General features: G+C 66.9%; 6 protein-coding genes. 4 read left to right on the top strand and 2 right to left on the bottom strand.

Annotation, left to right across the window (positions count from 1 at the left end; genetic code table 11):
- Positions 1-35: 35 nt before the first annotated feature.
- Together recQ and yaaA are read left to right on the top strand one after the other, a co-directional pair.
- On the top strand, positions 36-2,081 hold the full coding sequence (recQ, locus tag RSW2DRAFT_RS01240; protein WP_008027233.1) for a DNA helicase RecQ: 2,046 nt from the start codon (positions 36-38) through the stop codon (positions 2,079-2,081).
- Positions 2,082-2,118: 37 nt separating this feature from the next.
- Positions 2,119-2,886, top strand: coding sequence for a peroxide stress protein YaaA (yaaA, locus tag RSW2DRAFT_RS01235; RefSeq protein ID WP_008027231.1), 768 nt, complete (start codon positions 2,119-2,121; stop codon positions 2,884-2,886).
- Between the two features lie 2 nt (positions 2,887-2,888).
- Here the strand turns inward: yaaA and RSW2DRAFT_RS01230 are convergent, their stop codons facing one another.
- Entirely contained in the window at positions 2,889-5,453 is a 2,565-nt protein-coding gene (locus RSW2DRAFT_RS01230; RefSeq protein WP_008027229.1) for a hybrid sensor histidine kinase/response regulator, read from the bottom strand.
- A gap of 193 nt (positions 5,454-5,646) precedes the next feature.
- Between RSW2DRAFT_RS01230 and RSW2DRAFT_RS01225 the strand changes: the two genes are divergently transcribed.
- Together RSW2DRAFT_RS01225 and pbpC are read left to right on the top strand one after the other, a co-directional pair.
- Positions 5,647-11,106, top strand: a complete 5,460-nt coding sequence (locus RSW2DRAFT_RS01225; protein WP_008027228.1) for an alpha-2-macroglobulin family protein — start codon at positions 5,647-5,649, stop codon at positions 11,104-11,106.
- On the top strand, positions 11,106-13,154 hold the full coding sequence (pbpC, locus tag RSW2DRAFT_RS01220) for a penicillin-binding protein 1C (protein WP_008027226.1): 2,049 nt from the start codon (positions 11,106-11,108) through the stop codon (positions 13,152-13,154). Before RSW2DRAFT_RS01225 ends, pbpC begins: the two co-directional genes overlap by 1 nt.
- A gap of 122 nt (positions 13,155-13,276) precedes the next feature.
- On the opposite strand, the gene bktB is transcribed toward pbpC, so the two are convergent.
- Positions 13,277-14,452 (bottom strand): beta-ketothiolase BktB, encoded by a 1,176-nt coding sequence (gene bktB / locus RSW2DRAFT_RS01215; protein ID WP_008027225.1) that lies wholly within the window; start codon positions 14,450-14,452, stop codon positions 13,277-13,279.
- Positions 14,453-14,455 lie beyond the last annotated feature (3 nt).

Here is a 14,455-nt window from a genome sequence, read left to right as displayed (position 1 = left end):
ACCGGGCGTCCCGGCACCTCCTGACCCGCAGGCCCATGCAGCACACCCGTTCCCTTCTGTCCTCGGTCTTCGGCTTTGCCGCCTTTCGCCCGGGGCAGGAAGAAATCGTTCAGGCGGTGCTGGACGGGCACAACGTGCTGGCGATCATGCCGACGGGCGGCGGGAAATCTCTGTGTTTCCAACTGCCTGCGCTGTCGCGGCCCGGCGTGACCGTTGTGATCAGCCCGCTGATTGCGCTTATGCGCGATCAGGTGCGGGCCCTGCGCGAAGCGGGCGTCGAAGCTGGCGCCCTGACCTCGGGCAACACCGACGAGGAAACCGAAAGCATCTTTGCGGCGCTGGATGAGGGCCGGATAAAGCTTCTCTACATGGCCCCCGAACGGCTGGCCTCTGCTGGCACCCTCAGCCTGCTGCGCCGGATCAACGTGCAGATGATCGCGGTGGACGAGGCGCATTGCGTCAGCCAGTGGGGCCATGATTTCCGCCCCGACTACCTGCGCATCGGCGCGCTGCGGCAAGCCCTGAACGTGCCGCTGGCCGCCTTCACCGCCACCGCCGACGAGGAAACCCGCACCGAGATCGTGACCCGGTTGTTTGCCGGTCAGCCGCCCGAGACCTTCCTGCGCGGCTTTGACAGGCCCAATATCCATCTGGCCTTCGCGGTGAAAGACACGCCGCGCCAGCAGATTCTGGCCTTTGCCGCCGCCCGCAAGGGGCAATCGGGCATCGTCTATTGCGGCAGTCGGGCGAAAACCGAAACCCTGGCGCAGGCGCTGCGCGAGGCCGGTCACGCCGCCTGCCCCTATCATGCGGGCATGGAGGCCGATGACCGCCGCCGCACCGAAGTGCGGTTTCAGCAGGAGGATGGGCTGATCGTGGTGGCGACCATCGCCTTTGGGATGGGCATCGACAAGCCCGACATCCGCTGGGTCGCCCACGCAGACCTGCCAAAGTCGATCGAGGGCTATTATCAGGAAATCGGTCGCGCCGGGCGTGACGGGGCACCTGCCGAAACCCTGACGCTTTATGGCCCCGAAGACATCCGCCTGCGCCGCGCCCAGATCGACGAAAGCCCCGCCCCCGCCGACCGCAAGGCCGCCGACCATGCAAGGCTGAATGCGCTGCTGGGTCTGGCCGAGGCCACCGGTTGCCGCCGCCAGGTGTTGCTGGGATACTTTGGCGAGGCGTCAACCCCTTGCGGCAATTGCGATATCTGCGATCATCCTGCCGATGTGTTCGACGCCACCGACGCCGTGCGCAAGGCGCTTTCAGCGATGCTGCGCACTGGCGAGTGGTTCGGCGCCGGGCATCTGATCGACATCCTGACCGGCACCTCCACCGCCAAGGTGCGCGAGCGCGGCCACGACCAGTTGCCCACTTTCGCCGTCGGGCGCGAGTTTTCCAAGCCCGCCTGGGGGGCCGTGTTCCGGCAGATGATGGGCCGTGACCTCGTGCGCCCCGACCCCGACCGCCACGGCGCGCTGCGGATGACCGACGCCGCCCGCCCGATTCTGCGCGGCGAAGCGGCGATCAGCCTGCGCCGCGATACCGTGCAATCGGCCTCGGCGGGCGCGCGACCGGCGGTGAAGTCGCTGGTATCGGACGAAGACGCGCCGCTGATGTCGGCGCTGAAAGCCAAGCGCCGGTCACTGGCCGAGGCCGCCTCGGTCCCCGCCTATGTGATCTTTCCTGACCGCACGCTGGCCGAAATGGCCGAAAAGCGCCCCGCCAATCTGGACCAGATGGCGCAAATCTCCGGGGTCGGGGCGAAAAAGCTGGAAAGCTACGGGTTGGCGTTTCTGGCGGTGATCAATGGTGCCGCCGAGGGCCTGCATCCGCAGCGGCTGCGGCTGGCCGGGCGCGATGCCGGGGCGCTGTTTGACCGGCTGTCGCAGGTGCAGTTGGAGCTTTCCCGTGGCGCCGATGGCATCGGCAAACCGCTGAGTCTCTCGCAATCCGCGCTGCGCAAGATCGCCGAGGCGCGGCCCAGCACCCTGTCGGAACTGGACCGCGTTGGCGATCTGGGTCCGGTCAAGATCGAACGCTTCGGCGCGGCTTTCCTTGCGGTGCTAAGGGGCTGAGCCTTGCCTTCGCCGCGCTGTCTTGTAGGTAGGGCCAATGCTGACCGTGCTTTCCCCTGCCAAACGGCTTGACGCCGCCCCCCGCCCGCTGGCTTTCGGGTTGCCGGAAACCCGACCCCGGTTCCAGACCGACGCCGAAACGCTGGCCGAAGTGGCGCGCGGACTTGGCCCGGCCGATCTGCGCAAGCTGATGGATATTTCCGAACCGCTTGCCCGGTTGAACGTCGCCCGGTTTGCCAGTTTCGACACGGCTCCACTTTCCACCGCGCTCAGCCTGTTTGCCGGTGACACCTACACCGGGCTGGAGGCGAAAACGCTGGACCCCGACGCGCTGGACTGGGCGCAGCGGCATTTGCGCATACTTTCCGGGCTTTACGGGCTGTTGCGCCCGTTCGACGCCATCGCGCCGCACCGCCTGGAGATGGGCAGCCGTCTGGCCAACCCGGGCGGGCCTGACCTTTACGCCTTCTGGGGCGACCGGATTTCCCAGGCGCTGAACGAGGCCGCAGAGCAGGCGGCCACCGATGTGCTGATCAACTGCGCCTCGGTTGAATACTTCACCGCCGTGGACCGCAAGGCCTTGCGGCTGCGGGTGATTACTCCGGTGTTTCTGGAAGGCCGCGATGGCACGCAAAAGATCGTCAGCTTCTGGGCCAAGAAGGCCCGCGGTGCCATGGCCCGCTTCATCGCCGAAAACCACCTGACCGAGCCGCAGGCGATCAAGCACTTCGACGCCGGTGGCTACCGCTTCACGCCCGAACTGTCGGACGGCGACCGCTGGGTGTTTCTGCGCGAGACTGACTGAATTCAGGTTCCTGTCATCGCCTCCTCCTCCTCGGCATCGGGCAGCACCGGGCGGGCATCGCTGGGGCAGAATTCAACCAAAGCCTCGGTGATCGCAGATTTGCGCAAGGGTTTGGTCATGTAGCGGTCGATCCCGGCGGCCAGGATGCTGGTCTCATCGCCGTCCATCGCATGTGCGGTCAACGCCACGATCGGCACATGGCGGTCCCCGGCTTCCAGCAACCGGATCGCGGTGGCCGCCTCCCGCCCGTCCATTTCCGGCATCGAGATGTCCATGAAGATCATGTCGGGGCGGATGCTCTGGAAAAGCTCCACCGCCTCGCGGCCGTTGTTGGCGAAGGTCAGGTCGATATCCATGTCCTTGACCATCTTGCGGAAAACCAACTGGTTGGTGCGGTTGTCCTCGGCGGCCAGTACCCGCATCTGCCGCCGGGTCGCCGCGGTCAGGGTGAACCGCGGAGTGTGCACCGGCACGACCGGCGTCGAAAGCGCCTGCAACCGCCGATACAGGTCCGAGCGCAGGATCGGCTTTTGCAGGATCGCCGCCAGATCGCCCGCCATCGGGCTTTCGCGCGCCTCGGTCGGGCTGGAGGACAGCAGCACCACCGGCATGGTCCAGCCGCCGTCCCGCACCCTTTGGGCCAGGGTCAGCCCGTCCATTTCCGGCATTTCATGGTCGGTCAGCAGCACGTCGAAATCACTGTCCTGCGCCAGCACTGCCAGAACCTCGGCGGCGGAGCGGCACAGCGTCACCTCGATGCCGCAGGTGATCAGTTGCCGTTCCAGAATGGTGCGGTTGATGAACTGGTCATCCACCACCAGCGCGCGGCGCAGCGTCACCTGCACATGCTGGGTGGCATCTTCCTCGGCCACCGGCAGCGCCAAGCGGAAGCCGAAGCACGAGCCCTTGCCCGGCTCGCTATCGACCCAGACCGCCCCGCCCATGCGTTCCACCAGCCGCTGGGTGATGGCGAGGCCCAGGCCGGTGCCTTCGAACTTGCGGTTGGTCTCGCTTTCCACCTGATTGAATTCGCCAAAGATGTGGTCCAGATGCTCGGGCGCGATGCCGATGCCGGTGTCTTCGACGGTGATGTGCAACTGCTGGCTGCCGGGTTCTGCCTCGATGCCCACCACGCGCACCAGCACATGCCCGGTCTCGGTGAACTTGACCGCATTGCCCATCAGATTGGTCAGCACCTGCCGCAGCCGTCCGGCATCGCCGATGTAGCGGGTGGGCAGGAACATGTCGAAGTCGATCATCAGATCCAGCCCCTTGGCGCGGGCGCGGGGTTGCAGCAGCATGGTCACTTCGTGGATCGTGCGTTCCAGATCAAAGGGTTCGGGGTGCAGCGTCAGCCGCTCGGCCTCGATCTTGGAATAATCGAGAATGTCGTTGATGATCACCAGCAACGCCTCGCCCGAGGAGCGGATGGTGTCGGCAAACAGCCGCTGTTCCTCGGTCAGGTTGGTGTCGCACAGCAGTTCGGCCATGCCGACCACGCCATTCATCGGGGTGCGGATCTCGTGGCTCATGTTGGCAAGGAAGGCCGATTTGGCGCGGTTGGCGGCCTCGGCGGCCATGCGCGCGGTTTCCAGCAATGTCTGCTGTTCGCGGGCCGCGGTGACATCGACCCGCAGGCCGACATGGCCGCCATCGGGGGTTTCCTGCTCGATCACCCGCAGCCAGCGGCCATCTGCCATCTGCTGTTCGAACTGGTCGCTTTTCAGCCGACGCCGGGCCAGCCGTTCCTTCAGCCAATCCTCCTCGACCCCCAGCGCATCGGCATAGGCGCCCTGTTCCAGCCCATAGCGCAGGATCGATTCGTAGCTGGCCCCCGGCACCATCGCCTCGGCGCTTTCGGGATAAAGATCGCGGTAGCGCTGGTTGCAGGTCATCAGCCTGTCCTCCCTGTCAAAAAGCACGAATCCATCCGGAATCGCCTCGATGGCGGCCCAGATACGCATCTGTTCGGTAATGTTCAGCGCCAGGCACACCATGTCGCCATCGCGCGAGCGGTGATCGACCAGCCGCACCCAGGTGCCGTTGGCAAATTGCAGCACCACCGGTTCGATCGGGTCATCGTCCCAGCGGGCCAGCATTTCGGCGCACCAATCGTCAAGATTGCGGCCGCCGATGTCCACCAGCCCGGTTTCTGCCCCCAGCCGCAGAATCGCTTCGTAACTGATGCCGGGCACCAGTTTGTGGCCTTCGAACGAGGCCAGATAGGCGCGATTGGCGGTGACCAGCTTCTTGTTGGTATCGAACACCGCGAAACCGTCGCGGATGGTGTTGATCGAATCCCACAGCCGCCGTTCGGCCACCACCGCGGCGGTATGGGCGCGTTCCAGATCATGCATGAAGCGGTTGTTCTGGCCCTTCAGCACCTCGGCCTCGGACAGCGCCGATTTCACCACCTGCCGCTGTTCGACAATCTGATCCGACAGCGACCGCGCGTGCAGCGCCAGCTTTTCATTGGCGGCAAAAAGCTCGCGGCTTTTCTGTTCCAGCAGCCGTTCCGCCGCCAATCGCGCGCGCCGTTCCTTGGCCAGCCGTTCCGCGATTTCCATACCCAGCCTGTTCCGCCGCCCATCCTGCCAGACCGGGCGCTGCCTTCTGGCGCAGACCTCGGTCAGACCGCACCTTGGAACAACAAAGTGAAGTAAAACTTAATGTTGACCGGGTTCGCCGGACATTACGACTCATTGCCAGAATGGGGGGCTGCGTGGCAACATGACGGCCTTGATTGCTGGAGGTATTTCGATGCGTGTTTTCACCCGGGTCTTCGTGCTGTCCGCCTTTGCCCTGACCGCCGCGCTGCCGGCATTGGCAGAAGATCTGGTGCCCGCGCGCCGCTTCGTGCTCAGCCAGGATGCCGACCTGCCGGGGGGCGATCTGACCTCGCTGTTCGACACCACCATCGAAGCCTGCGAGCAGGCCTGCATGTCCAATGCCCGCTGCACCGCCTTCACCTTCAACACCCGCAACGGCAGTTGCTTTCCCAAGGCCGCACCGGGCGAGGAGAAATTCTTTCAGGGTGCCTTTTCGGGCCGGTTGGTGGCCAATGATCCGGGCGTGATTGCCGGTGCCGCCGCCCGCCGGGCCGAGCTTGGCTTTCTGACCGATTGGGATATTGCCGCTGCCGTTGAACAGGCCAAGACGCTGGGCAACCTGCACACCACCGGGCAATGGACCGCCGAAGAACACATGCAATCCTCGGCCGATGCCGAGGCCAATGGCGATCTTGAACTGGCCGGGCAGTTTGCCGGGGCGGCGATCAACGCCAGCGATGCGCCCGAATTGTGGCTGGACTATTCGCGGCTGCTGCTGGCCGAAAGCGCGACCAACGAGAACAACCGCAGCGATCTGCGCAACCGCGCCTTCAACGCCGCGATCAATGGCTATCTGCGCGCCGAAAACAAGGCGCTGCGCCACTCGATCCTGGTGCAGTTCGGTGCGGCGGCCGAGGCTTATGACCGTGGCCGCGACACCGTGCAGGCGCTGCGTCTGGCGCAAAGCCTGCAAAGCCGCCCGGACACCGAGGCGCTGCTGGAGGATGCCATTGCCAAATGGGGCTTCCGCATCACCGAGCATGACGTGCAGTCGGACAGTGCCCGCCCGCGGGTCTGCGCCACCTTCTCGGAAGATCTGGTGGAATCCGGCGTCGATTACTCCAGCTTCGTGCAACTGCCCGAGCCGGGCCTGACCGTGGTGGCGGGTGGCTGGCGGCAGTTGTGCGTCGAAGGCATGGCGCATGGCGCGCGCTACACCCTGACCTTCCGCGAGGGGTTGCCCGCCGCCGATGGCCAGACCATGGCGAAATCGGTGCCGCTGAACGTCTATGTGCGTGATCGCAGCCCCGGCGTGCGCTTTGCGGGCCGCGCCTATGTGCTGCCGAAATCCGACAACGCCGCGCTGCCGGTGGAAACGGTGAACACCGAAAAGCTGGATCTGGCGCTGTTCCGGGTGTCGGACCGCAACCTGCTGCGCGCCATCCAGAACGACTATTTCGGCCAGCCGATGCAGGATTGGGCCGAGGGCTATTTCACCGACGAGGTGGGCGAGCAGCTGTGGACCGGTTCGGCCACCGTCGGGATGGAGGTCAACCGCGACGTGACCACCCGCCTGCCGCTGGCCGAGGCGATCGCCGGTCTGCCTGCCGGGGTCTATACCCTGAAAGCTGCGGTGCCGGGGGTGGACCCCTATGTGGTTCCCGCGGCCTGGCAGTGGTTCGTGATTTCCGACCTTGGCGTGACCACGATGAGCGGCACCGACGGGCTGCATGTCTTCGTGCGCAGTCTGGGCACGGCGGCGGCGAAAACCGGTGTGAATGTCGAACTCCTCAGCCGCGCCAACACGGTGCTGGCCACGGTGCAGACCGATGCCATGGGCTATGCGCATTTCGATGCCGCCCTGACCCGCGGCAGCAACGGCGCGCAACCGGCGCTGGTGGTGGTGAAGGACGGCGATACCGATATCGCCTTCCTGTCGCTGACCGACCCCGAGTTTGATCTGTCGGATCGTGGCGTTGAAGGCCGTGAACCGGCACCGCCGGTGGATGTGTTCCTGGCCACCGACCGCGGCGCTTATCGGGCGGGCGAAACCGTGCATGCCACGGCGCTGGCGCGCGATGCGCAGGCGGCGGCGGTGGCGGGTCTGCCGCTGACGGCGCTGGTCTATCGCCCGGATGGCGTGGAATACTACCGCGCGCTGGCCGAAGATGTTGGCGCGGGTGGCCATGTGTTCGACCTGCCGATTGCCGGTTCGGCCCCGCGCGGGGTCTGGCGGCTGGACATTCTGGCCGATCTGGAAGCGCCTGCGCTGGCCAGCCAGACCTTCCTCGTGGAAGACTTCCTGCCCGAGCGGATTGATTTCGATCTGAAACTCGCTGACACGCCGATCAGCCTCGGCGATATGCCGCAACTGACGGTCGATGCCAAATACCTGTTCGGCGCGCCGGGGGCCGATCTGGCGGTGGAAGGCGAAGTGCTGGTGACGGCCGCCGATGGCCTGCCCGCCTTCCCCGGCTACCGCTTTGGCCGCCACGACCTTGCCTTCGACAGCCGCATGGAATCGCTGCCGGGCGAGGTGCGCACCGCCGAGGATGGCACGGCGCTGGTCGATGTGACCCTGCCTGAAATGGCCGACCCGGCCATTCCGTTGCAGGCGAAATTCACCGTGCGGGTGGCCGAAGGCTCTGGCCGTCCGGTGGAACGCAGCCTGACCCGGGCGCTGACGCCCGCGGCGGCGATGATCGGCGTCAAGCCGCTGTTTGACGACGTGGTGGCCGAAGGGGCCGATGCCCGCTTTGCCCTGATCGGGGTCGGTGCCAATGCGCTGGCCGAACCGATGCAGGTGAAGTGGAAACTGTCCCGGATCGAGACCAATTATCAATGGTATCAAAAGGATGGAAGCTGGAACTGGGAACCGGTGATCAGCCGCACCTCCGTGGCCGAGGGTGAAGCCGCCTTGGGCGACACCCCGACCGAGATTGCAGCGCCTGTCACCTGGGGCGAATACGAACTGGCGGTGGAACGCAGCGACGGCAAGCTGGCTGCCACTTCGACGACCTTCTGGGCCGGCTGGTATGCGCCCGCCGACACCTCGGTAACGCCCGACACGCTGGAGCTTTCGCTGGACAAACCGGCCTACAAGTCTGGCGAAACCGCAACGCTGCGGCTGGTGCCACGGGCGGCAGGGACGGCGCTGGTGACGGTGCTTTCCAACCACCTGATCGCCATGCAGGCGGTCGAGGTGAAGGAAGGTGAAAACCTGATCACCCTGCCGGTCACCGATGAATGGGGCGCGGGGGTCTATGTCACCGCCTCGGTCCTGCGGCCGATGGACGTGGCGGCGGGGCGCAACCCGGCGCGGGCGCTGGGTCTGACCCATGCCGCGGTTGATCCCGGCGCGCGGAAGTTGACGGCGGCGGTGGAAACCGCGCCCGAAGCCGCGCCGCGCGGGCCGCTGGATGTGGCGGTAAAGGTCGATGGCGTGGCGGCGGGCGATACCGCCTTTGTCACCATCGCCGCCGTCGATGTCGGCATCCTGAACCTGACGGCGTTCGAAGCCCCCGACCCCTCGGACCACTACTTCGGTCAGCGCAAGCTTGGCGTCGGCATCCGCGACGTTTACGGCCGTCTGATCGACGGGCTGAACGGCGCCGAGGGCACGGTGCGTTCCGGCGGTGATGCCGGGCTGAATGCCAAACTGCTGGCACCGCCACCGACCGAGGAGCTGGTGGCCTATTTCACCGGCCCGGTGCAGGTGGGCGCCGATGGCTATGCCCGCGCCAGCTTTGATCTGCCGTCGTTCAACGGCACGGTCAAGGTGATGGCGGTGGCCTGGTCGGGCAAGGCGGTGGGGCAAGCCAGCGCCGATGTGCTGGTGCGCGATCCGGTGGTGGTGACCGCCAGCCTGCCGCGCTTCCTGTCGCCCGGCGACGAAACCCGGCTGCTGCTGGAGATCGTGCATGCCACCGGGCCTGCGGGCCGCATGGGGCTGGATGTCTCCAGCACCGGGCTGACGCTGGGCGAGGTGCCTTCGGGCTTTGATCTGGCCGAGAACGGCAAGCAGGTGTTTGCGGTGCCGGTGACTGCCAGCGGGACCGGTTTGCAGACCATCGAGGTGGCGCTGACCACGCCGGATGGCAAGCAGTTGAAGAAGACCCTGACCATCCCGGTGCAGGTGAACGACCCCGAAGTGGCGCGGATCACCCGGTTTGATCTGGCGGCAGGCAAAAGCTTCACCTTCGATGCCAATGTCTTTGCCGACATCACGCCGGGGTCCGGCAGCGCGACCATGGCCATCGGCCCGATCGCCCGGCTGAACGCGCCGGGCCTGCTGGCGGCGCTGGACCGCTATCCCTATGGCTGCACCGAGCAGATGACCTCGAAGGCGATGCCGCTTCTGTATTTCGATGCGGTGGCGCAGGCGATGCACATGAAGGGCGGCGACAATATCCATGCCCGGATTGATCAAGCCATCACCGAGATTCTGGCCAACCAGTCGGCGGAAGGGGCCTTTGGCCTATGGTATCCGGCGACGGGCGACATGTGGCTGGATGCCTATGTCACCGACTTCCTGTCGCGCGCCAAGGCCCAAGGCTACGCGGTGCCCGACCTGGCGCTGCGCAACGCGCTGGACAACCTGCGCAATCAGGTGAACTACGCACCCGATTTCGACGGTTCGGTGAATGGCGGCGGCGAGGCGCTGGCCTATGCGCTGATGGTGCTGGCGCGCGAAGGCGCTGCCGCGGTGGGCGATCTGCGCTATTATGCCGATGTGAAGGGCGGCGATTTCGCAACGCCGCTGGCAATGGCGCAACTGGGGGCGGCACTGGCCAGCTATGGCGACCAGACCCGGGCCGATGCGATGTTCCGCAAGGCCGCGACCAAGCTGAACGCCTCGACCGCCACCGAAAAGGCCCAGATCTACCGCGCCGATTATGGCACCAACTACCGCGATGCCGCGGCGGTGCTGGCACTGGCGGTGGAGGCGGGCTCCACCGCGGTGGACCGCGAGGCGCTGACCGACCGGGTGGCGACGCAAAGCGCCAACCTGTCCACCCAGGAAGCCACCTGGGCGCTGCTGGCGACCAATGCGCTGATCGACCGGCCGGGTGCCGAAGGCATCACCATCGACGGCGCACCCGCGACCGGCCCGCTGGTGCGGGTGCTGGATGGCGCGGCGGCAGTAACGCCGGTGGTGGTGGAAAACGGCTCTGGCAAGACCACCACGCTGACGGTCACCACCTATGGCGTGCCGTCGGAACCCGAACCCGCGGGTGGCAATGGCTATGCCATCACCCGCAGCTACTACACGCTGGACGGCAAGGCCGCCTCGCTGGACGATCTGAAAACCGGCACGCGGCTGGTGACGGTGCTGGAGGTGACGCCCTTTGGTTCCGGCGAGGCGCGGCTGATGGTCAGCGACCCGCTGCCGGCGGGGCTGGAGATCGACAACCCCAACCTGATCTCGGGCGGGGCGATCTCGGGCCTTGGCTGGCTGGACCTGCAAGGCGAGGTGGCGCACAGCGAGTTCCGGCAGGACCGCTTCCTGACCGCCATCGACCGCTATGACAACCAGCCGTTCCGGCTGGCCTATGTGGTGCGGGCGGTGACGCCGGGGGTGTTCCACCACGCCGCCGCCTCGGTCGAAGACATGTATCGCCCCGATTTCCGGGCGCGGTCTGACACCGGGCAGATCACGATTACCGAGTGATGCGGGTCAGCCGCAACCTTGGACCGCTGCTGTTTGCAATGGCCGTCGCCCTGTTGGTGGCGGCCATTGCACGCGTGCAGCTTGACCATTGGGTCGATACGACACTGCTGCCACCCTTGGGGGTCGAAACCGCGGTCGAGGTGGTGGACCGCGACGGGCGCTTGATGCGGGCCTATACCGTGGCCGATGGCCGCTGGCGGATGGCGGTCGATCTGGCCGATGTGGACAAGGGCTATCTGGCGCTGCTGCTGGCCTATGAGGACAAGCGGTTTTACCAGCACTCCGGGGTGGACCCGCGGGCGATGCTGCGGGCGCTGGCGCAGGCGGTGTGGAATGGCCATGTCGTCTCGGGCGGATCAACCCTGACGATGCAGGTGGCGCGGCTGCTGGAGGAAAGCGGCACTGGCCGTGTGGCGGGCAAGCTGCGGCAGATGCGGGTGGCGCTGGCGCTGGAACGGCGGCTGGGCAAGGACCAGATCTTGCAGCTTTATCTGCACCTTGCGCCCTATGGTGGCAATGTCGAAGGCCTGCGCGCCGCCACCCGCGCCTATTTCGGCAAGGATCCGCGGCGGCTGACACCGGCAGAGGCGGCGCTGCTGGTGGCCATTCCGCAATCACCCGAGAACCGTCGGCCAGACCGCAGGATCGGCGCTGCCGGGGCGGCACGGGCGCGGGTGCTGGCGCGGGCGGTGCAGGAAGGCGTGCTGGAGGCCGAACAGGCGCAGGCGGCGCTTTCCGAAGCCGTGCCAGACCGCCGCCGCCCCTTCCCGCAACTGGCGCCGCACCTGACCGACCGGGTGCGCGCCGCTGCCCCCGCCACCCTGCGGCATGTGCTGACGCTGGACGCGGGCTTGCAGGTGCAGCTAGAGGCTTTGGCGGCGCAGGCGGTGGCGGGACAGGGCGAGCAGCTGGGGGTGGCCATCGTGGTGGCCGATCACCGGTCGGGCGAAGTGCTGGCCTCGGTCGGCTCTGCCGCTTACCGCTCGGACGCGCGGCAGGGGTTTGTCGATATGACGCGGGCGTTGCGCAGCCCCGGTTCGACGCTGAAACCGCTAGTTTATGGGCTGGCCTTCGACGAGGGGTTGGCGCATCCCGAAACCCTGATCGACGACAAGCCGGTGATGTTCGGCGGTTATGCGCCGCAGAATTTCGACAAGGTTTTCCGCGGCACCATCCGCCTGCGCGAGGCGCTGCAACTGTCGCTGAACATTCCCGCGGTGCTGCTGACCGACGCGCTGGGGCCTGCGAAACTGCTGGCCGGGATGCAGCGGGCGGGCATGCATGCGGTGGTGCCGGGCGGGCAGCCGGGGCTGGCGGTGGCCTTGGGCGGTGTGGGGGTGACGCTGGAGGATATGGTGCAGCTTTACGCCGCCATCGCACGGGGAGGCGTGGCCTTGCCGCTGCGGGTGACGGGGGAAAGCGTTGAAGGCCAGCGGGTGATGTCCGACACCGCCGCCTGGCAGGTCAGCGATATCCTGTCGGGGCTGGCCCCGCCACCGGGTGCGCCTGCCAACCGGCTGGCCTACAAGACCGGCACATCCTATGGCCACCGCGACGCCTGGGCGATCGGGTTCGACGGGCGGCATGTGATCGGGGTCTGGATGGGCCGCGCCGATGGCACGCCGGTGCCGGGGGCCTTTGGCGGCGAGTTGGCGGCGCCGGTGCTGTTCCAGGCCTTCAACCGGCTGAAACCGGCGCTGACGCCGCTGCCACCGCCGCCGCCCAGCACGCTCTTGGTGTCCAACGCCCAACTGCCGCAGCCGCTGCAACGCTTCCGCTCGCGCAACGCGGCGTTTCAGGCGGCCGAGGATGCGCCGGCGGTGGTGTTCCCCCCCGATGGCGCGGAAGTGGAATTGCTGGATCAGGGGTTGCTGGTGCGGGTGCGCGGCGGCGTGGCGCCGTTCACCTGGCTGGCCGATGGCGTGCCGCTGGCGGTGGCACAGGGCGCGCGCGAAACCATGCTGGCGCTGCCGGGGCCGGGCTTCGTGACGCTGTCGGTGATTGATGCGGCGGGGCAATCTGCCCGGGCCTCGGTGCGGCTGCGGTGAAAGCAGCCGGGGGTTTCACACCCCCCAGCCCGGCCATGGGTCGGGCGTTCCTTGCTGAAAACCTTCCACCGAAAGGTTTTCCGGGCGCGCGTCACCCCGTGGGATATTTGGGCAAAGGTGAATTACAGGCGTTCGATGGCCAGCGCGATACCCTGGCCGCCGCCGATGCACAGCGTGATCAGCGCGCGTTTGCTGCCGGTGCGGGCCAGTTCGTGCAGCGCCTTGACGGTGATGATCGCCCCCGAGGCGCCGACCGGATGCCCCAGCGCAATCGCCCCGCCATTGGGGTTGACCTTGGCCGGGTCAAAGCCAAGGGCGGCGCTGACCGCAAGCGCCTGCGCGGCAAAGGCCTCGTTGGATTCGATCAGGTCGAAATCGGCAATGGCAAGCCCGGTGCGCGCCAGCAGCGCCTGCACCGCGGGCACCGGGCCAAGGCCCATCACCTCTGGCCGCACCCCGGCATGGGCGTAGCCAAGCACCCGCGCCAGTGGCTGCAACCCGGCGGCCTGTGCTGCCGAGGCGCGGGCCAGCACCAGCGCCGCTGCACCATCGTTGATGCCCGAGGCATTGCCTGCGGTGACGCTGCCGGTCTTCGAAAACGCCGGGCGCAGCGCCGCCAGTGCCGCCAGCGTGGTGGCCTTGGGGTATTCGTCCTGCGCAAACAGCGCCGGTCCCTGCCGGGTCTTCACCTCGACCGGCACGATCTGGCTGGCAAAGCGGCCCTCGGCAATCGCCATGGCGGCGCGGTTCTGGCTTTCCAGCGCGAAGGCGTCCTGCGCTTCGCGGCTGATGCCACATTCGACGGCGACGTTTTCGGCGGTGATCCCCATATGGCCGCTGCCGAACGGGCAGCTTAGCGCCCCGGTCATCATGTCGATGGCGCGCGTATCGCCCATCTTCACGCCAAACCGGGCGGCGGGCAGCAGATACGGCGCGCGGCTCATGCTTTCGGCCCCGCCTGCCAGCGCGAAATCGGCGTCCCCCAGCAGCAGAGCCTGAATGGCCGACACCACCGCCTGCACGCCCGATCCGCACAGCCGGTTGACGTTCATCGACGGCACGGTTTCGGGGATGCCCGCCTGCATCGCCGCGACGCGGGAAAGATACATGTCGCGCGGCTCGGTGTTGATGACATGGCCGAACACCACGCTGCCGATCCGGGCGGCATCCAGCCCGGCGCGGTCGATGGCGGCGCGGGCCACCACGGTTGCCAGATCGACCGGCGCCACGGCGGCCAGCGCGCCGCCAAAGCTGCCGATGGCGGTGCGCATACCGGAAAGGATGACGATGTCGTTCATGGC

Source organism: Rhodobacter ferrooxidans, from assembly GCF_000176015.1.
In the GTDB taxonomy this organism is placed as follows: domain Bacteria; phylum Pseudomonadota; class Alphaproteobacteria; order Rhodobacterales; family Rhodobacteraceae; genus Pseudorhodobacter_B; species Pseudorhodobacter_B ferrooxidans.
The sequence above is the reverse complement of the archived record's forward strand: the minus strand, read 5'-3'. Positions and strand labels throughout refer to the sequence as shown.

Bases quoted from the DNA above. Each gene is read 5' to 3' on its own strand.
- pbpC (WP_008027226.1), top strand. From the start codon at position 11,106: ATGCGGGTCAGCCGCAACCTTGGACCGCTGCTGTTTGCAATGGCCGTC.
- yaaA (WP_008027231.1), top strand. From the start codon at position 2,119: ATGCTGACCGTGCTTTCCCCTGCCAAACGGCTTGACGCCGCCCCCCGC.
- bktB (WP_008027225.1), bottom strand. From the start codon at position 14,452: ATGAACGACATCGTCATCCTTTCCGGTATGCGCACCGCCATCGGCAGC.
- recQ (WP_008027233.1), top strand. From the start codon at position 36: ATGCAGCACACCCGTTCCCTTCTGTCCTCGGTCTTCGGCTTTGCCGCC.
- RSW2DRAFT_RS01230 (WP_008027229.1), bottom strand. From the start codon at position 5,453: ATGGAAATCGCGGAACGGCTGGCCAAGGAACGGCGCGCGCGATTGGCG.
- RSW2DRAFT_RS01225 (WP_008027228.1), top strand. From the start codon at position 5,647: ATGCGTGTTTTCACCCGGGTCTTCGTGCTGTCCGCCTTTGCCCTGACC.